Annotated in this window: 20 protein-coding genes; 6 read left to right on the forward strand and 14 right to left on the reverse strand. The window is 73.2% G+C overall.

Annotated features, from left to right (window positions below; all coding sequences use genetic code 11):
• Positions 1 to 19: 19 nt before the first annotated feature.
• Positions 20 to 775, forward strand: a complete 756-nt coding sequence (locus tag AB0I91_RS18550; RefSeq protein ID WP_499637684.1) for a class I SAM-dependent methyltransferase — start codon at positions 20 to 22, stop codon at positions 773 to 775.
• 81 nt (positions 776 to 856) lie between these two features.
• Here AB0I91_RS18550 and AB0I91_RS18555 read toward each other — a convergent pair whose 3' ends face one another.
• From AB0I91_RS18555 to AB0I91_RS18575, 5 genes are all read right to left on the reverse strand, one after another.
• Positions 857 to 1642, reverse strand: coding sequence for a type III pantothenate kinase (locus AB0I91_RS18555; RefSeq protein WP_498779330.1), 786 nt, complete (start codon positions 1640 to 1642; stop codon positions 857 to 859).
• A gap of 11 nt (positions 1643 to 1653) precedes the next feature.
• Positions 1654 to 2136, reverse strand: a complete 483-nt coding sequence (gene panD / locus AB0I91_RS18560) for an aspartate 1-decarboxylase (protein ID WP_498779328.1) — start codon at positions 2134 to 2136, stop codon at positions 1654 to 1656.
• A 10-nt stretch (positions 2137 to 2146) separates the two neighbouring features.
• Positions 2147 to 3037, reverse strand: coding sequence for a pantoate--beta-alanine ligase (gene panC, locus AB0I91_RS18565; RefSeq protein ID WP_498779326.1), 891 nt, complete (start codon positions 3035 to 3037; stop codon positions 2147 to 2149).
• Complete coding sequence (locus AB0I91_RS18570) at positions 3034 to 3924, reverse strand: Rossmann-like and DUF2520 domain-containing protein (RefSeq protein ID WP_498779325.1); 891 nt, start codon at positions 3922 to 3924, stop codon at positions 3034 to 3036. The genes panC and AB0I91_RS18570 overlap by 4 nt, the downstream gene beginning before the upstream one ends.
• 91 nt (positions 3925 to 4015) lie before the next feature.
• Positions 4016 to 5188 carry a PrsW family intramembrane metalloprotease gene (locus AB0I91_RS18575; protein WP_498779323.1) on the reverse strand — a complete coding sequence of 391 codons (1173 nt, stop codon included), beginning with the start codon at positions 5186 to 5188 and terminating at the stop codon, positions 4016 to 4018.
• A 30-nt stretch (positions 5189 to 5218) separates the two neighbouring features.
• Here AB0I91_RS18575 and AB0I91_RS18580 point away from each other — a divergent pair, with 30 nt between their 5' ends.
• Complete coding sequence (locus tag AB0I91_RS18580; RefSeq protein WP_499637687.1) at positions 5219 to 6130, forward strand: SAM-dependent methyltransferase; 912 nt, start codon at positions 5219 to 5221, stop codon at positions 6128 to 6130.
• 3 nt (positions 6131 to 6133) lie between these two features.
• Here AB0I91_RS18580 and AB0I91_RS18585 read toward each other — a convergent pair whose 3' ends face one another.
• A complete protein-coding gene (locus tag AB0I91_RS18585; protein ID WP_498779320.1) occupies positions 6134 to 6457 on the reverse strand; it encodes a cupin domain-containing protein in 324 nt (107 codons plus the stop codon).
• Between the two features lie 49 nt (positions 6458 to 6506).
• Here AB0I91_RS18585 and AB0I91_RS18590 point away from each other — a divergent pair, with 49 nt between their 5' ends.
• The 3 genes from AB0I91_RS18590 (at position 6507) to AB0I91_RS18600 (ending at position 8573) form a co-directional block, all read left to right on the forward strand.
• Positions 6507 to 6950, forward strand: a complete 444-nt coding sequence (locus AB0I91_RS18590; RefSeq protein ID WP_499637691.1) for a MarR family winged helix-turn-helix transcriptional regulator — start codon at positions 6507 to 6509, stop codon at positions 6948 to 6950.
• 63 nt (positions 6951 to 7013) lie between these two features.
• Positions 7014 to 7460 (forward strand): DUF1203 domain-containing protein, encoded by a 447-nt coding sequence (locus tag AB0I91_RS18595; RefSeq protein ID WP_499615121.1) that lies wholly within the window; start codon positions 7014 to 7016, stop codon positions 7458 to 7460.
• A gap of 48 nt (positions 7461 to 7508) precedes the next feature.
• The gene (locus AB0I91_RS18600) at positions 7509 to 8573 is read left to right on the forward strand and encodes an NADH-quinone oxidoreductase subunit D (RefSeq protein WP_498779317.1); all 1065 of its coding nucleotides are present in this window, start codon (positions 7509 to 7511) and stop codon (positions 8571 to 8573) included.
• Here AB0I91_RS18600 and AB0I91_RS18605 read toward each other — a convergent pair whose 3' ends face one another.
• The 8 genes from AB0I91_RS18605 to ftsH all read right to left on the reverse strand — a co-directional run bounded on the left by AB0I91_RS18605 (position 8574) and on the right by ftsH (position 16085).
• A complete protein-coding gene (locus AB0I91_RS18605) occupies positions 8574 to 10223 on the reverse strand; it encodes a DUF6779 domain-containing protein (protein WP_499637694.1) in 1650 nt (549 codons plus the stop codon).
• Positions 10224 to 10354: 131 nt separating this feature from the next.
• Positions 10355 to 10807, reverse strand: coding sequence for a DUF3180 domain-containing protein (locus AB0I91_RS18610; RefSeq protein WP_499637697.1), 453 nt, complete (start codon positions 10805 to 10807; stop codon positions 10355 to 10357).
• 17 nt (positions 10808 to 10824) lie between these two features.
• Positions 10825 to 11481, reverse strand: a complete 657-nt coding sequence (locus tag AB0I91_RS18615) for a maleylpyruvate isomerase family mycothiol-dependent enzyme (RefSeq protein WP_498779312.1) — start codon at positions 11479 to 11481, stop codon at positions 10825 to 10827.
• 53 nt (positions 11482 to 11534) lie between these two features.
• On the reverse strand, positions 11535 to 12017 hold the full coding sequence (folK, locus tag AB0I91_RS18620) for a 2-amino-4-hydroxy-6-hydroxymethyldihydropteridine diphosphokinase (protein ID WP_498779310.1): 483 nt from the start codon (positions 12015 to 12017) through the stop codon (positions 11535 to 11537).
• A complete protein-coding gene (gene folB, locus AB0I91_RS18625) occupies positions 12010 to 12411 on the reverse strand; it encodes a dihydroneopterin aldolase (RefSeq protein WP_498779309.1) in 402 nt (133 codons plus the stop codon). The genes folK and folB overlap by 8 nt, the downstream gene beginning before the upstream one ends.
• The gene (gene folP / locus AB0I91_RS18630; protein ID WP_498779368.1) at positions 12401 to 13189 is read right to left on the reverse strand and encodes a dihydropteroate synthase; all 789 of its coding nucleotides are present in this window, start codon (positions 13187 to 13189) and stop codon (positions 12401 to 12403) included. The genes folB and folP overlap by 11 nt, the downstream gene beginning before the upstream one ends.
• A 29-nt stretch (positions 13190 to 13218) precedes the next feature.
• Positions 13219 to 13842, reverse strand: coding sequence for a GTP cyclohydrolase I FolE (folE, locus tag AB0I91_RS18635; RefSeq protein WP_498779367.1), 624 nt, complete (start codon positions 13840 to 13842; stop codon positions 13219 to 13221).
• 17 nt (positions 13843 to 13859) lie between these two features.
• Positions 13860 to 16085, reverse strand: a complete 2226-nt coding sequence (gene ftsH / locus AB0I91_RS18640) for an ATP-dependent zinc metalloprotease FtsH (RefSeq protein ID WP_498779307.1) — start codon at positions 16083 to 16085, stop codon at positions 13860 to 13862.
• Positions 16086 to 16506: 421 nt separating this feature from the next.
• Here ftsH and AB0I91_RS18645 point away from each other — a divergent pair, with 421 nt between their 5' ends.
• The gene (locus tag AB0I91_RS18645) at positions 16507 to 18207 is read left to right on the forward strand and encodes a substrate-binding and VWA domain-containing protein (protein WP_499615116.1); all 1701 of its coding nucleotides are present in this window, start codon (positions 16507 to 16509) and stop codon (positions 18205 to 18207) included.
• The last annotated feature ends 121 nt before the right edge of the window (positions 18208 to 18328 follow it).

Consider the following 18328-nt stretch of genomic DNA (forward strand, 5'->3'; position numbering starts at 1 on the left):
TCTCACTAGGCTCTGGCGGGTGACGGGAGATGACTTGCGGGCCAGGCGGGCGAACTCCTTCGGAGCGCACGCCTCGGCGTACGCGGAACACCGACCGGACTACCCCGCCGAGGCCGTCCGCTGGGCGCTGGAGCCCTTGGGTGAGGGGCCGCACCAGGTGCTCGACCTGGGTGCGGGCACGGGCAAGCTGACCGGCGGGCTGCTCGCCGAGGGCCACCACGTGACGGCGGTGGAGCCCGACGAGGCGATGCTCTCGGAGCTGGTGCGGCACCACGGCGCGGCGCGCGCGTTGCCCGGCAGCGCGGAGCGGATCCCGCTGCCGGACGGCACGGTGGACGCGGTCGTGGTCGGCCAGGCGTTCCACTGGTTCGACCAGGCGCGGGCGATGCCGGAGATCGCCCGCGTGCTGCGGCCGGGCGGTGTGCTGGCGGCGCTGTGGAACGACTACGACGACTCGGTGCCGTGGATGGCGGAGTTCGTCCGGGCCACCCAGTCCACCGTCAGCGCGCAGGACGAGCTGGCCTTCGCCCCGACGACGGAGCACGAGCCGTTCACCGACCTGGCCACCCGGGTCTTCCCGCACGTGCACCGGCGCACCGCCGAGTCCCTGGTGGCGACGCTCAACACGCACTCGCACGCGTTGGTGATCCCGGAGGAGGAGCGGGCCGCGATGAACGCGCGGGTGCTCGCGTTCCTCAAGTCCCGCCCGGAGACCGCCGAGGGCGAGTTCGACTTCCCGCTGACCACCTACGCGAAGCGCCTGCGGAGGGCCTGAACGCCGCCGAGGTCGCCGCCGTCCGCCCCGCGGACGATCGACTTCCGGGCGACCTCGCCGCCGTCCGCGGAGCAGCGGCGATCAAACGCGGTTGCGCTCGAACACCAGGCGCAGGCCCAGCAGCGTGAGGTCCGGCACGTGCGCCTGGATGGTGGCCGACTCGGTCACCACCAAGGGCGCGAGGCCGCCGGTCGCGATGACCGTGACCGGGCCGGGCTCGCTGAGCTGGAGCTCGTCCACGATGCGGCGCACCAGGCCGTCCACCTGGCCGACGAACCCGTAGACGATGCCGGACTGCAGGCACTCCACGGTGTTCTTGCCGATCACCGACCGCGGCCGCACCAGCTCGACCTTGCGCAGCTGCGCGGCGCGGGCCGCCAGCGCGTCGACGGAGATCTCGATGCCCGGCGCCAGCGCGCCGCCGAGGAACTCGCCCTTCGCCGAGATCACGTCCAGGTTCGTGGACGTGCCGAAGTCGACCACCACGCACGCCGTGCTGTGCAGGTGGTGCGCGGCCAGCGTGTTGATCACCCGGTCGGAGCCGACCTCCTTGGGGTTGTCCACCAGCAGCGGCACGCCGGTCCGCACGCCCGGCTCCACCAGCACCTTCGGCACGCCCGAGTAGTACCGGCCCAGCATCACGCGCAGCTCGCGCAGAACCGCGGGCACGGTGGACAGCGCCGAGATGCCGGTGATCTTGTCCGCGTACTCGCCGAGCAGGCCGCGCATCGTCAGCGCCAGCTCGTCGGCGGTCATCCGCGCGTCGGTGCGCATCCGCCAGTCCCGGATCAGCGCGGCGGAATCACCCGTGCCGTCGTACAGGCCCAGCACGATGTTGGTGTTGCCGACGTCGATGGCGAGCAGCACAGCGGTTCCCCCTAGTCCTCGGCCTGGATCAACGCGTCCAGCGCCGCCGCGTCCTCGGTCTCCGCCGCCACCGGCTCCGGCAGCGCGGTCGCGGAACCGTTCACCAGGCCCGAGCCCGCCGGCGCGTGCGCCGGGTCCGCGCCGAGCTCGACGACCTTGTTGTCGGCGTCGACGAAGACCACCTTGGGTTCGTACACCCGCGCCTCGGCGTCGTCCATCTGCCCGTAGGCGATCAGGATCACCAGGTCGCCCGGCTTGACCAGGTGCGCCGCCGCGCCGTTGATGCCGATCACGCCGGTGCCGCGCTCGCCCGGGATGACGTAGGTCTCCAGGCGCGCGCCGTTGGTGACGTCCACGATCGCGACCTGCTCGCCGGCCAGCAGGTCGGCGGCCTCCATCAGGTCCTCGTCCACCGTGACCGAGCCGACGTAGTGCAGGTCGGCCTGCGTGACGGTGGCCCGGTGGATCTTCGACTTGAGCATGGTGCGGAACATGGCGGTCCCCTTACTCGTCACCGGTGCCGAGCAGCACGGCGGCGTTGTCGATCAGTCGGGTGGAGCCGACGCGGGCGGCCACGAGCAGGCGGGCGTCGCCGTTCTCCGGCGCCGGGCCCAGGTCGGGCGCGCGCAGCTCCAGGTAGTCGAGGTCGACGCCGGGCGCGGCCGCGAGCGTGTCGCCCGCGGCCTTGAGCACGGCGTCCGCGCCCTGGCCGCTGACGTACGCGCCCGCCACCAGGGCGGCGGACAACGCGGTCGCGGCGGAGCGCTCCTCGTCGGACAGGTAGCGGTTGCGCGAGGACAGCGCCAGGCCGTCCGGCTCGCGCACGGTCGGCACGCCGACCACGTCCAGCGGGAAGTTCAGGTCGCGCGCCATCCGGTGGATCAGCGTGAGCTGCTGGTAGTCCTTCTCGCCGAACACCGCGTAGGTCGGCTGCACGATGTTGAACAGCTTGGCGACCACGGACAGCACGCCGGCGAAGTGGCCGGGGCGGGTCCTGCCCTCCAGCTCGTCGCCGAGCGGGCCGGGGTTCACCGTGACCGTGCCACCCGGCGGGTACATGTCCTCCACGGACGGCGCGAACACCAGCCCGACGCGCTCCTCGCGGCAGATGTCCACATCGGAGTCGAAGCTGCGCGGGTAGCGGTCGAAGTCCTCGTTCGGGCCGAACTGGGTCGGGTTCACGAAGAGGGAGACGACGACCACGGTGTTCTGCATGACCTGCGCTTCGCGGATCAGCTTGCGGTGACCCGCGTGCAGCGCGCCCATGGTCGGCACCAGGGCGATGTTGCGGCCGGCCGCCTTCAACGCCCTCGTGACGCGGCGCAGCCGTTCCGGGTCGCGGTGCACCGTCACGTCGTTCGGCGTGTAGTCGTCCTTGGTGAGCGGCTTGGTCATGCTTGTCCCTCAAGAGTGGTGCGGACGTCGGACGCGAGTTCGGGCTTGAGCAGCCCGGCGGCCTGGGCGCGGGCCGCGGTGCGGAGCGCGAGGATTCGGTACGCGGGCAGCGCCTCGGTGTCCGAGAGCACCGCCAGGTGCTTGGCCACGGTGCCCGCGTCGCCGCGCGCCACGGGGCCGGTGAGGGCGCGGTCGCCGTGCCGCAGGGCGTTGTCCAGGGCGGCGGACAGCAGCGGGCCCAGCATCCGCTCGGCGTCCTGGATGCCCGCGCCGCGCAACAGGTCCGCGCAGTCGGCGACCAGCGTGATCAGGTGGTTGGCGCCGTGCGCGAGGGCGGCGTGGTAGAGCGGGCGGGCGGCCTCGGGCACGCGCACCGGTTCGGCGGACATCTCCACCACCAGCGCCTCGCCGACGTGCCACGCGATCTCGTCGTCGTCGGCCGCCGTGACGCCGACGGAGCAGGCGTTCACCCGCTGCACGTCCTCCGCCCGGCCGGTGAACGTCATCACGGGGTGCAGGGCCACGCACAGCGCGCCGAGCTCGGCGGCGGGCCGCAGCACGTCCACGCCCTGCGCGCCGCTGGTGTGCACGACGATCTGCCCGGCGCGCAGCGAACCGGTGGCGACGAGGCCGCGGACGAGGCCCGGCAGCTCGTCGTCGGGCACGGCGAGCAGCACCAGGTCGGCGGTGGCGGCCACCTCGGGCGGTGACAGCACGGGCGCGTCGGGCAGCAGCTCTTCGGCGCGGCGCAGCGAGTCGCGGGAAACGGCGGAGACGGCGCTCACGACGTGTCCCGCCCGGGACAGCGCGGCGCCCAGCACCGAACCCACCCGGCCGGCCGAGATCACTCCCACGGCCAACCGCGCGGGGCGGGGGGTCGCGTCCATGCGACGTACTCCTTCACCGCGGCGTTCCAGTCCCGATGCTCGGGTACCGGACGACGGCCGCGAGCGTAATCCGGTGTCGTGCGGCGGGCCGTCAACTGCGACGAACGCCACCCGCGGCCTTCAGCGCGCCCGGCGCGTCCACCGCGGCCTGACGTGCGGCGACGAGGGCGGCGAGCAGCTTCTCGTGACGTTCCTCCGCGTCGTGGCCCGCGGTGCCGTTGGCCATGCGGTGGCGCAGGAACGCCAGTTCGGTGGCGGCGACCTGGTAGCCCGCGACGGCCTTGGCCGCCTGGTCGCCGACGCGCCGCCGCACCGTGCGCCGCCACCGGCTGCGGCCCTGCAGGCTCGCCAGCAGGGTGACCTCGCTGGAGGCGATCCACTTGTTGGCGGCCATGGCGGGCAGCTGGCCCGCGACGATCCGCTGCTCGCGGCGGCGCTGCCAGACGACCATCAGCACCATGCCGGCGAAGATCGGCACCATGATCAGGAAGTACAGGTTGATGAACGTCGAGCCGGTGCCGACGGTGGTGGAGAAGTTCCACAGCGAGTGCAGGCCGGCCGCGCCGAGGTAGCCCAGGACCGGCGCGGCGATCCGCACGTTCCGGCTCGTGGTCATGGCCGCGATGCCGATCCCGATGCCGGTCATCGACGTGAACAGCGGGTGCGCGAACGGAGAGAGCACCCCGCGCAGGATGAACAGCGCGATCACGCCGCTGCTCAGGTCGCCGAACCCGCTGTCGGAGAAGACCCGGGCGAAGTACCAGATGTTCTCGGTGAACGCGAAGCCCGCGGCCGTCACGCCCGCGTACACCACGCCGTCCACCACGCCGTCGAACTCCTGGCGGCGGCGCAGGAACAGCACCACGATGAACGCGGCCTTCGCGGCCTCCTCGGTGATCGGCGCGCCGACCACGGCGGCGAACGTGCTGCCGTCGCCGCCGTTGATGAGCTGGCCCAGCACGTGCGCGCTCTGGTTGAACACCAGGGAGGTGATCGTCGCGCCGCACGCGCCCCAGAGGAACGCCAGCAGCAGGATCTTCGCGGGCTCCGGCTCCCAGCGGTCGACCCACAGGTAGGCGCCGATCACCGCGAGGACGGGCAGCAGCGCGGCCACCGCGCCGACCATGATCGGCAGCAGGCCGGTCTGCGACGTGCCGAGGCCGAGCAGGACCAGGCCGCACACGCCCAACGCGATCAGGCCCAGGACCGGGAGCAGGACGGTCCAGCGCTGCTGGTCGACGCGCTTGCGGGCGGGAGTGGTCACGGTGGGAAACCTTAAAGGGACACTTGACCGGTGGTGGAGTCGGAAGCCCTGTGGCGGGCGGCGCTGTACGGGCCGACCGGGTTCTTCACGCGTGGCGAGGTCCCGGCGGACCACTTCCGCACCGCGCCGCTGGTGGGTCCTGAGCTGGCCGAAGCGCTGCTCGAACTGCTCGATCGGGTGGACTTCGCGCTCGGCAGGCCACCGCGGCTGGATTTCGTGGACGTGGGCGCCGGCGGCGGTGAGCTGGCCGGCGCGGTGCGGTCCACGGCGTCGGGTGCGCTGGCGGCACGGCTGGTGGTGACGGCGGTGGACGTGGGGCCCGCGCGGTCGGTGCCGGGGGTGCGGTGGACGTCGGCGCTGCCGGACTCGGTGTGCGGGTTGCTGGTGGGACACGAGTGGCTGGACGCGGTGCCCTGTCCGCTGGTCACGGGCCCGTCGTCGCACCCCTGGCTGCGGCGGTGGTGGCCGGTGGGCGAGGGGGAGCGGGCCGAGATCGGGCAGCCGCGGGACGTGGCGTGGGCGGACGCGGTGTCGCGGGTGGCGCACGGCGCGGCGTTGGCGGTGGACTACGGGCACGTGCGGGCCGACCGGGCGGCGGGCCGGTACGCGGCGGGCACGTTCGCCGCGTACCGGGGTGGGCGCCGGGTGGAGCCGGTGTTCGACGGCACGTGCGACCTGACGGCGCACGTGGCGCTGGACGCGTGCGCCGAGGCGGCCGGCGGTGAGTGGGTGCTGGTCTCACAGCGGGACGCGCTGGCCGCGTTGGGCCTGGTCGGCACGGTGCCGCCCGGTGAGCCCGACTGGCTGGGCGCGGCCGCGCGGGCGTCGCGGATCGCCGAGCTGCGGGCCGAGGGCGGGTTGGGCTCGTTCGGCTGGCTCCTGCACGGCGTCGACGTGCCGGTGTCGTCCCTGCTCCCGCCCCTGCCCCCGTGGCGACCCTGAGCCCTACGACGCCCAGGGCGGGGTGATGCGCTGGTCCCCGACCAGGCCGGTGATCCCGACCGACGTGGCGACCAGGACCTTGGCCGGCCCGCCGACCAGCTGGAACTCCACGTGCGGCGGCACCACGACCGTGTCGCCGGGGCCCGCCTCGACGTCGTTGACGGTCACGTGGCCCTCCAGCACGTGGAACACCTCCTCCTTGTCGACCTGGTGCCGTTCGCTCTTCGCGTCCGCGGGCACCTCGACGGTCCACAGGGCGATCTGCGTGCTGCCGCCGTGGGACGGGGACGCGTGGGGGTGGAACAGGAAGCCGTGGCGCTCGAACATCGCTCTCCAAACTGGTCAACCAAGTTGTCTAGTTGCAGACTAGGCGACCGTGGAACCCGTGTCGATGCTGTTCGCCAGAACGTTCCGCGCGATGACCGACCGCTTCCACGAACGGCTGGCCGATCGCGACCTCGAACCACTGCGCCCGGCGCACGGCTACGTCTTCCGCTACCTCGCCGCCCAACCCTCCGCCACCGCCGTCGACCTGGCCGCCCACCTGGGCGTCTCCAAGCAGGCCGCGACCAAGACCGTGGCCGAGCTGGTCGACTGGGGCTACGTCCGGCGGACGCCCCACCCGACCGACCGCCGCGCCCAGGCGCTGACCCTCACCGGCAAGGGCCAGGCCTACCTCCGGTTCGCCGACGCGCTCTGGTCGGAGCTGGAGGACGAGTTCGCCTCCGTCGTGGGCGCGGAACGGCTGGCCGTCGTGCGCGAAGCCCTGCAGACCTACCTCGCCGCCGCCGACGCGGAAGGCATCCGCCCGGTCTGGTGACCGCCGGACGCGACGGCCGAAGACCGCCGGCGGCGGCGACCGGGCCGGGCGAAGGTCGAGCGCATGAGAATCCACGCCCTGTCGGACGACGTGCTGGACCGAGCCCGCGCGCTCGCGGGCTCCGACGCGCACCATGAGTGGCACGCCGAGTCGCCCGGCGCGCCGCTGCGCTGCTGCCTGCGCAAGGCCGGGCCGGGCGAGCCGGTGGTCCTCTTCCGCCACACCCCCGCCTGGGGCGCCGGGCCGTACGAGGAACTCGGCCCGGTGTTCGCGCACGCCGAGCCGTGCGACGGGCCGGCGACCACGGCGGCGTTCCCCGAAGCGTTCCGCCACGCGCCGCGGACCCTGCGCGCCTACACCGCCGAAGGCCGCATCCACGGTGGCGAGATCGCCGACCCGGAGCACCTCGCCGACCGCGTCGCCGCGCTGCTCGACGACCCGGACGTGGCCGCGATCCAGGTCCGCAGCACGTCGCACGGGTGCTTCCTGTTCGCGATCACCCGCGACTAGCTAGCCCGTGGCACCCGGACAGCGGTCCGGCCGTGCGACGATGACCGGGTGGAGATCACCGTTGGCGTGGGCGCCGGTGCACGCCACCTCGGCGTGGACCGGGTGGTCGACCTCGGCCCCCTGCACCCGTCGGCGCACGGCGCGTACCGGTTGCGCCTGGCGGTCCGCGACGACGAGGTCATCACCGCCGCCGCGCCCCTGGTCGGCCACCTGCACCGGGGCGCGGAGAAGCTGTTCGAGGTCCGCGACTACCGGCAGGTGCTCACCCTCGCCAACCGGCACGACTGGCTCGCCGCCTTCTGCAACGAGCTGGCCGTCGCGCTGGCCGTCGAACGCATGACCGGCATGGACGTCCCACCGCGCGCCCAGGCGCTGCGGGTCCTGCTGTGCGAGCTCAACCGGATCATGGCGCACCTGGTGTTCCTCGCGCCGCTCACCGGCGCCCGCGACCGCGACGCCGTGCAGGCCGTGCTGGAGGAGGCCTCCGGCGGCCGGATCCACTTCATGGCCAACCGGATCGGCGGCCTGCGCGAGGACGTGCCCGCCGGCTGGACCGGCCGCGTGCGCGAGGTGCTGTCCACTGTGGACCCCGGTGAGGCGCCGGAGGGCTTGGCGGGCCTCGGTGTGCTCGACCGCGACGCCGCGCTCGCGTACGGCGTCACCGGTCCGATCGGCCGGGCGTCCGGTGTGGACTTCGACCTGCGCCGCGACGACCCGCTGCCCGGCTACCGCAACCTGGACGTGCGCCCGGTGGTCCGCACCGAGGGCGACGCGCTGGCCCGCGTCCGCGGCCTGGTGGACGAGGTCCGCCAGTCCGTCGCGCTGGCGAACCAGTGCCTGGACCACCTGCCGACCGGCCCGGTGAACCTGCGCCTGCCCAAGGCGGTCAAGGCGCCCGAGGGCTCGGTCTACACGTGGGTCGAGGCGCCGTTGGGCACGTCCGGGGTGCACCTCGCGTCCCGGGGCGAGAAGACGCCGTGGCGGCTGAAGCTGCGCACGCCGTCGTTCAACAACGTGCAGGCCCTGTCCGCGCTGCTGCCCGGCACGAAGGTGGCCGACCTGCCCGCGGTGCTCGGGTCGTTCGCCGTGGTCGTCGGCGACATCGACAAGTAGCTAGTCCTCGCGGCGACGACGGCGGCGCGGCGAGTCGCCGCCGCCGAACGCGGCGAGCAGCTCGCTGACCGACTTGCCGTCCGCGTGCGCCCCGGCGGGCTCGGCGGGTTCCGGCGCGCTGCGCCTGCCGGCCGGCTTCGGGGTGTCCTCCCACGAGTCCCAGCGCTCCTCGGCCCGCCGCCTGCCACCCGGCTCGGCCGCGGGCTCGGCGGCCCGGCGACGGCCCTCGGGCGTCACGGAGGCCGACGCGGAATCCGCCGAACGACCGCCGATCGACTCCGGCGAGGCCACCGGGCGGTGCCCGCCGGTCAGCTCGGCCGCACGGCGCGACCGACGCGCGTCGTCCTCCACCTGCGCCGCCACCGGGACGTGCTCACCGGTCAGCTCGGCCCGCGTCACGGGTCGGCGCACCGGGTCGGGACGGCCCACCGCCCGCTGCTCACCGGTCGTGCCGATCCGACGACCGGCCTCACCACCGGCGACGGTCCGCTGCTCACCGGTCTGCTCGGGACGGCCGACGGGCCGGTGCTCGCCCGTCAGGTCCGGCCGCGCCCCCGGCCGGCGGCCGGGTTCGACCGGGCGGTGCTCACCGGTCACGTCGGCCCGCGCCGCGGGCCTGCGCGCCTCCACCGGGCGGTGCTCGCCGGTCAGCTCCACCCGAGCGGTCGACGGTCGGCGGGGTTCCGCGGGCACGGAGCGCTGCTCGCCGGTCGACTCGGTCCTCGGCACGGCCCGCTGCTCACCCGTCCGCCGCACGGCGGCGCCGGGGCCCTCGGGCCGCCGCACGGGCTCCTCGGCCAACGCGTCCCGGCTGATCATCTCGGTCCGGTCGGCCACCCGGCTGCGCCGCTGCACGGTGTGCTCGGTCTTCGACGGCTCGGCGGGCCGACCGGCCGGGGCCGCCGGCGGGGCCAACCGCGCCGCCACGTCCCGGCTCACGCGCTCCGTCGGCTCCTGCTTGGCCGCCTCCCGCCGCACCACCACCGGCGGCGTCGGGCGGGCCTGGGCCGCCGCGCGGGCGGGCTCACGGCGCACCGGCTGCGCCTGCTCGCGCCGCGCGGGCTCGGGGCGGGTCGGTTCGGGACGCCGAACCTGGTCCTTGCGCGCGGTGTCGACGTTGACCCGCTCGATCAGCTCGGTCCGCTCGACCCGCTCCACCTGCGGCGTCTCCGCGGTCTTCTTCGTCACCGGCACGGCTGGACCGGCGTTGATGATCCGCTGGTCACCCACCGCCATCAACCGCGACTGGTCGGACAGGGCGCGCATCCGGGTCGACTCGGCGCGCAGCGCCACCCGCTCGACCAGCACCTCGCCGCCGAGCAGGGCCTCCAGGTTCTCCCGCAGGGCGCGCAGCTCGCCGCGCAGCGCGTCGAGGTCGTCCTTGGCCTCCTCCCGCACCCGCTTGCGGGTCTCGGCCTCGACCTCCAGCTCGTACTCGCGCCGGGCGGCGATCTCGCGCTCCAGCTCGAGCTCGTAGACCGACTGGAGGTCGGCCACCTCGTCCTCGCGCTCGGAGACCTGCTTGCGGTAGCGGGCCGCGAGGAACGCGCCGACCAGCGCCGCCCACAGCGCGGCGACCACGGCCAGCCGCAGCCAGCGGGCGTTGTCGCTCAGCACCAACACCGCCGCGGCACCCAGTGCGAGCGTCAATGCCGCTACCAGCAGTAGTCGCCCAGAGCCACGACCGTGATCTTGCTGCTCGTCATCTTCCGACGCGCCTCGCCCGGTCATGGCGTCTACCGTACCGGTCAGTTACCCGATTGAGACCTCGGCGTCCGTATCTATTGATCGAGATGCGGGTCGTCGGGCGTCTTGCAGCACCGCTCCAGCCACAACGCGGCGGCGATGAGCAGCGCCGCGCAGCCGGCGCCGACGCTCGCGCTGAGCACGTCGTGGTCGGCCGCCTCGAACTCGCCGCGCGCCGGCAGCACGTACGCCAGCACACCCGCCCACGCGCCCAGCATGATCGCGCCGAGCAGCGACGACGCCTTGGCGAACGCCACCGCCCGCGCCGCGGTCAACGGCTCCACGGGCCGCGCGCCCGGCTTGCGCAGGATGCGGGCGCGCAGCGAGAACGCCAGCCACAGGTTGACCACCGCGATCACCAGCAGGGTGAACCCGGCGAACGTCGGCAGCGGCGGCAGCGTGTCGTAGGCGAGCCTGATCAGCAGGTGCGCGAGCAGGCCCGCGACGAGTCCGGCGGCGAGCAGGTCACGGGGTTTGGTGAACCTCACCCCTCCATCGTCCCCGACTACTCGACCAACGCGGTGTCGCGCCTGCCGAACAGCGACAGCTCCGCCAGCCACGGCCCGGGATCGGTGTCCCAGTCCAGCGCGCGGACCTGCTCGTCGTCACGCCGCCCGCCCAGCACGCGCAGGAGTTCGAACGACGACGTCCGCAGCGCGCCCGCCGGCTCACCCTCGCCGACGACCCGGTCGCCGTGCTCCAAGGTGATCCGCAGCGCGGGCAGGTGCTTGGCCCGCAGCCGCTTGTCCAGGTCCTGCAACGGCCGCGTCAACGCCGCCCGCACGGCCACGTTGTCCCGCTCGCCCGGCTGCCCCAGCGCGGTGCGGATGTCGTGCTCGTGGGAGATGATCTCGGCGATCAGCACGGCGCCCATCGGCGAGTCGAACAGCCCTTCGGCGATCTGGAAGTTCCGCTCCCACTCGACCAGCAGCTCGCCCAGCGTGCGGCCGCGGCGGTCGTGCACCTGCCGCTCGCCCCACGAGCCGTCGTCGACGCCCTCGAACCGCCGCTCGGTGAAGTCGCCGAGCCCACCGGCCAGGTGCGCGACCACGTCCCGGACCGTCCACCCCGGGCACGCCCCGACCGGCGCGTCGGGATCGCCGCCGGTGACGAGGCTGATGATCCGCCGCCGTGCGGCGTCGTAAGTGACCGCGTTGCTCATCGCGCCACCTCCGCGCCCACGCTAACCCCGCTTCGCGGACACCGCAGCGCTGATCACCTCAGGTGGAGATCATCCCGTCGGGTGACGCCGCCGAGGTCGAGACCGGCGAGCAGGTCGCGCGCCGGGCCGTGCCCCGGCACGACCGCGTCCGGCTCCACGTCCAGCCACGGCGCCAGCACGGACGCGCGGTCGTGCGCGCCGGGGTGCGGCAGCAGCAGTTCCGGGTCCGACGACCGCACGCCGTCCACCGTCACGACGTCCACGTCCAGCGTGCGCGGGCCCCACCGCAGCTCCCTGACCCTCCCGGCGGCCCGCTCCACCGCCTGCCCCCGCCGCAGCCAGCCCCACTCGTCCACGTCACCGGAGACGATCAGCACCGCGTTGAGGAAGTCGGGCTGGTCGGTCACGCCCCACGGCGCGGTCTCGTACACCGGCGACGCCGCCACCAGCACGTCGGCGAACCCGGCCACCGCGAGCCGCAGGTAGCCGAGCCGGTCGCCCAGGTTCGAGCCGAGCGACAGCACCGCCCTAGTCACGCGTGCGCCGGATCGTCACGGCGACGTCCTCGAACGCCAGCGGGATCGGGGCCGACGGCTTGTGCACGGTCACCTCGGTCGCCCGCACCCGCAGGTCGGTCATCACCTCGTCGGCCACCTTGCCCGCCACCGTCTCGATCAGGTCGTACGGCCCACCGGCCACGATCGCCGCCGCGCGCTCGGCCAGCTCGCCGTAGTGCAGCGTCTCCCGCAGGTCGTCCGTGGCCGCCGCGCGCGACAGGTCGAGCCACACCGTGACGTCGACCAGGAAGTCCTGCCCGTCGCGCTTCTCGTGCTCGAACACGCCGTGGAACCCGCGCACCCGCAGGCCGCGCAACGAGATCCGGTCGGAAGTCCCGCCCACCTCCGCCGAGCCACCCGGGTCAGTCGGCACGTCCCCGCCTCCACGCCCGCGCCACGGCCACCGCGTCCAACGACCGGTCCACGTCGTGCACCCGCACGCCCCACGCGCCGACGAACGCGGCCAGCGCCGACACCGCCGCCGTCGCGTCCTCCCGGCCGTCCGGCGCCCGGTCGCCGAGCAGGGCGCCGAGGAACCGCTTGCGCGACGCGCCGACCAGCACCGGGAAACCCAGCTCCAGCAACGAGCCGAGGCCGTGCAGCAGCTGCCAGTTGTGCGTGGCGTCCTTCGCGAAACCCAGCCCGGGGTCGAGGATGATGTCGTCCGACGCCACACCGGCGGCCAGGGCGGCGTCCACCTGGCGGCACAGCTCGTCGCGCACCTCGCACACCACGTCGTCGTACACGGCCAGCCGGTCCATCCGCCTGCTGTGCCCGCGCCAGTGCATCAGCACGTACGGCACGCCCGCCGACGCCACCAGCGGCGCCATCGCCGGATCGGCCAGCCCGCCGGACACGTCGTTCACGATCGACGCGCCCGCGTCCAGCGCCGCCCGCGCCACCTCGGCCCGCGTGGTGTCCACGCTGACCGGCACGCCCTCCGCGACCAGCGCCCGGATCACCGGCGCGACGCGCGCGGCCTCCACCTCCGGCGACACCCGGTCCGCGCCGGGGCGCGTCGACTCGCCGCCGACGTCGATCAGGTCGGCGCCGCGGCGGAACAGCGCCACGCCGTGCGCCACCGCGTCGTCCAGGTCGAGGTACCGGCCGCCGTCGGAGAACGAGTCCGGGGTGACGTTGAGCACGCCCATCACCACGCAGTGCCCCGGCCTGGGCACGCTCACCGCAAACGTCCCTTGATCAGCTCGATCGCCTCCGACCGCGTCGACGCGGAGTCGCGCAGCAACCCGCGCACCGCCGACGTCGTGGTCCGCGAGCCCGGCTTGCGCACGCCGCGCATGGCCATGCACAGGTGCTCGGCCTCGACCACCACGATCACGCCGCGCGGGTCGAGCCGCCGCATCAGCGCGTCCGCCACCTGCGACGTCAGCCGCTCCTGCACCTGCGGCCGCTTGGCGTACAGGTCGACCAGCCGGGCCAGCTTCGACAGCCCGGTCACCCGGCCGTGCTCGTTCGGGATGTACCCGACGTGCGCGACGCCGTGGAACGGCAGCAGGTGGTGCTCGCAGAACGAGAACATCGGGATGTCGGTGATCAGCACCAACTCCTCGTGGCTCTCGTCGAACGTCTTGGCCAGCACGGCGTCCGGGTCGGTGTGCAGGCCGGCGAACAGCTCCCGGTACGCCCGCGCCACCCGCGCCGGCGTGTCGCGCAGCCCTTCGCGCTCCGGGTCCTCACCGCACGCGAGCAGCAGCTCGCGCACCGCAGCCTCGGCCCGCTTCTGGTCGAAGGGTGGGCGCGCGAGACCGGCCCCCCCGTTGACGGAGAGGCCGGTCTGGTCGATCGCGGTGCCGTGCTCGGTCACGTGCGGTTGTCCGGGTCCGTGTCGAAGGACCGCTTCCCCGCTTCCGCGTCCGTCGGCTCCGGCCGCCACTGCGGTGGCTGCGGTGCGCCGCCGGGCGCCGTCGCGGGCGTCCACCCGGGAGGCGCGCCGTAGTTCGGCGGGCCGGACGACGGGTGCTGCGGCTGCTGCTGCGGGTAGGCCTGCGGCTGCGGGCTCTGGGGCAGCACGCCGTTGTGGCCGTTCGGCGGCGTGGGCACCTGGTCCTGCACGCGCGGTTCGGCGTCCAGGGTGTCCTCGATCGCCGGCGGCCACGGCTCGCCGCGCTCCTTGGCCAGTTCCGCCGGGGTCTTGACCGGCGGCTTGTCCGACGGGGTGCGGTGGCCGAAGTCGTTGAACTTCGTGATGCGCGGGCGCTTCTCGACCGCGGCGAAGATCCGCTCCAGTTCCTTCTGGTGCAGGGTCTCCTTCTCGATCAGCTCCAGCGTCAGCGCGTCGAGCACGTCGCGGTAGGTGTTGAGCACCTCGTACGCCTCGGTGTGCGCGGCCTCGATCAGCTCGCGGACTTCCTCGTCGATCTCGTGCGCGACCTCGAGCGAGTAGTCGGCCTGCCGGCCCGCCGTGCGGCCGAGGAACGGCTCGCCCTGCTCCTGGCCGTACTTGACCGCGCCGAGCCGGGCGGACATGCCGTACTCGGTGACCATCGCGCGGGCGATCTTGGTCGCCTGCTCGATGTCGTTGGACGCGCCCGTGGTCGGCTCGTGGAAGACCAGCTCCTCGGCGGAGCGGCCACCCAGCGCGAACACCAGCCGGGCGATCATCTCGGACCTGGTCATCAGGTCCTTGTCCTCCTCGGGCACGGAGAGGGTGTGACCACCCGTCCGGCCGCGGGCCAGGATCGTGACCTTGTAGACCGGGTCGATGTCCGGCATCGCCCACGCGGCCAGGGCGTGCCCGGCCTCGTGGTAGGCGGTGATCTTCTTCTCCTTCTCGGAGATGATCCGGCTCTTGCGGGCCGGACCGCCGATCACGCGGTCCACCGACTCTTCCAGCTCGAGGCTGCTGATCACCGTGCCGTTCTTGCGCGCGGTGAGCAGGGCGGCCTCGTTGATCACGTTGGCCAGGTCGGCGCCGGAGAAGCCGACGGTGCGCTTGGCCAGGCCGTCCAGGTCGGCCTCGGGGGCCAACGGCTTGCCCTTGGCGTGCACGCGCAGGATCTGCTTGCGGCCCTTCAGGTCCGGCGCGGACACCGGGATCTGCCGGTCGAAGCGACCGGGGCGCAGCAGCGCCGGGTCGAGGATGTCGGGCCGGTTCGTCGCCGCGATCAGGATGATCCCGCCGCGCGAGTCGAAGCCGTCCATCTCCACCAGCAGCTGGTTGAGCGTCTGCTCGCGCTCGTCGTGCCCGCCGCCGAGGCCCGCGCCGCGGTGGCGGCCGACCGCGTCGATCTCGTCGACGAAGATGATGCACGGCGCGTTCTGCTTCGCCTGCTCGAACAGGTCGCGGACGCGCGAGGCGCCGACGCCGACGAACATCTCCACGAAGTCCGAGCCGGAGATCGAGTAGAACGGCACGCCCGCCTCGCCGGCCACGGCGCGCGCGAGCAGCGTCTTGCCGGTGCCGGGCGGGCCGTACAGCAGCACGCCCTTGGGGATCTTCGCGCCCAGGGCCTGGTAGCGGCCCGGGTTCTGCAGGAAGTCCTTGATCTCGTAGAGCTCTTCGACGGCCTCCTCGGCGCCCGCGACGTCGCTGAACGTCGTCTTGGGCATGTCCTTGGACAGCTGCTTGGCCTTGGACTTGCCGAAGTTCAGGACGCGGTTGCCGCCGCCCTGGGAGTTGTTCATCATCCACATCAGCAGGAGCAGCAGCAGACCCAGCGGGATCATGTACAGCAGCATCTGCATCAGGAACGAGTCCTGCGTGACCTTGGTCTCCACGACGGGCTTGTTGCCCGCCTGGTCGAGGATGGTGAAGACCTCGTCCGTCGAGCTCGCCGGGAACTGGGCGCGCACGCGGTTGCTGCCCTCGACGGTCACCCCGTCGTTGAGGGTGAGCTTGAGGAGCTGCTCCTTGTCCTCGATCGTGGCTTCCTTGACCTGGCCGTCCCGGATCTGTTGCAGTGCCTGGGACGTCTTGATCGGGGTGTAGCCCCGGTTGTCGTCGAAGAGCACGTTGAAGGCGTAAAAGAGCAACAACACCGCCACGATCCACAGCAGCGGGTTGCGAAGCAGGCGCTTGCGGTCCATGCACTTACGGCCGGCGGGCGGCCTCGACCCTCCCTGACTTGTCGACGGGCGTAGACGGGCACACCCGTCCGACCAGACTACCGCCCATGGCTCGGGCGAAGCGCTCCGCGTGCGGGCCCTGTCGCGTCTTGCCGGACCAACGGGCGAGGGGCGTCCGGTGTTCCCGTGGTGACCGCGGACACGGATCCCAGGTCAACCAGGTTCAGCCGGTCGACTGACTCGATCGTGAACCGGCGAGGGCTCGATCCCGTAACCACTCACGAGGGGTCATCCCGCACTAGCAGGTAGCGACAACGCGAGGACCACTCGAGTGACGTAGAACACGAGAGTTTGTCATGTGAGTGAGCCGTGTCATCCTCGGCAACCAACCGAGTGTTCCTCGCCCACCCGAAAGGGTGAACACCGACCGAAGGTACGAAGCATGTCAGCTCGCAACCCGGACCGCCCCGGCCGGCTCCGCCGCGTCGTCCTGCCCGTCGGCGCGCTGCTCGGCGTCATCGCCGCCGCGGGCGTCACCGTGGTGGCGCTGCGAGCCACCAGCGGACCCGAGTGCAAGGGCACCCTACCGCTCAAGATCGCGGTGACCCCGGCGATCGAGGAGGTCGTGCGCGGCGCGGCCGACGACTACCAGGCGACCCAGCCGATCGTGGACGGCAAGTGCGTGCAGGTGCAGGTCGAGGCGCGCGGCGCCGCCGACGTGGCCAACGAGCTGCCGACCGCCCAGATCAACCCGCCCGCGCTGTGGGTGCCGGACTCGTCCATGTGGGCGGCCGAGACCCAGCGGCAGGCCGGTGACGAGGGCGCGGAGGCGCCGCGGCTGGACATCCACGACCCGCTGGCGAGCTCGCCGCTGGTGATCGCGGGCTCGGAGCAGGCCATGACCGCGCTCGGCTGGCCGATCACGCCCGTGACGTGGGCGAAGGTCGTCGACCCCAGGGTGCCGGTGACGCTGAGCGACCCGACCACGTCCACCGAGGGCCTGGCCACGCTCGCGGTCATCCGGGCGCAGCTCGGCAACCCGGACGGCACGCCGAAGCCGGAGCTGATCGGCGCACTGCTGAGGGTCGGCCGCAACGCCCTGCCGTCCGTGCGCGACGCGTTCGGCAAGGTCGTGCAGGGCGCGGACAACGCGCCCGTGTTCACCGCTTCGGAGCAGTCCGTGCTGTCCGCCAACCGCACGGCCGGGTCGCGCCGGGTCGTCGCCTCCTACCCCAAGGAGGGCACGGTCTCGTTCGACTACCCCCTGGTGCGGGTGAGCCGGTTGAGCGAGCAGGCGGGCACCGCGCAGGCCGCGGAGGGCTTCGAGCAGGCGTTGCGCACGGGCCGGACCGCGCAGCGGTTCGCCGAGGCGGGCTTCCGCACGCCCGACGGCAAGGCCCCGGGCGGCTGGACGAACGAGGAGCACGGCGTGCGCGGCGACGACGTGGCCGTGCTGAAGACGCCGGACCCCGACCAGGTCTCCGAGCTGCTGCGCACGTGGGGCGCGGTCAGCCTGGACACCCGGCTGCTCGCGGTGCTGGACGTGTCCGGCTCGATGGCCGAGAAGATGAGCAACGGCCAGACCCGCGTCGAGGCGGCCCGGGAGGCGGCGCTGACCGCGTTGGGCATGCTGCCCGACACCTCGGAGATCGGCCTGTGGGCGTTCTCGACGAACAAGAAGCCGCCGAACGACTGGATCGAGCTGGTGCCGGTCGGTCCGCTCGGCGAGCCGATCGGCGGCGCGCCGCGGCGGGTGCAGCTGCAGAAGGGCGCGGGCAACCTGCCCGCCCTGGTCGGCGGCGGCACGGCGTTGCACGAGACGGCGCTGGCCGCGTTCCGGCACGTGCAGCAGACCTACGACCCGTCCAAGATCAACTCGGTCACGCTGATCACGGACGGCAGCAACGACGACATCTCCAGCATCGACCTGCCCGGCCTGCTGGCCACGCTGAAGCAGGAGGCCGACCCGTCGCGGCCGGTGCCGATGATCATGGTGGGGCTGGGCGCGGACGCGGACATGAACGCGTTGCGGCAGATCGCCGAGGCCACGGGCGGCAAGGCCTACCAGGCGATGGAGCCGGAGGACATCCGCGGCGTGCTGCTGGACGGCATCTCCCAGCGCCGCTGCCGGCCGAACTGCTGAAACATTGCCGCTGCTCCGCAGACGGCGGCTCGGTCGCCTGGAAGTCGGTCGTTCGCGCCCTGATTCCCGACGATCGAAAAGCGTGATCGCCGGGAATGAGGACGCGAACGACCGACGCGAC

Origin of the sequence: Actinosynnema sp. NPDC049800, from assembly GCF_040656635.1 — a bacterium.
GTDB lineage: Bacteria > Actinomycetota > Actinomycetes > Mycobacteriales > Pseudonocardiaceae > Actinosynnema.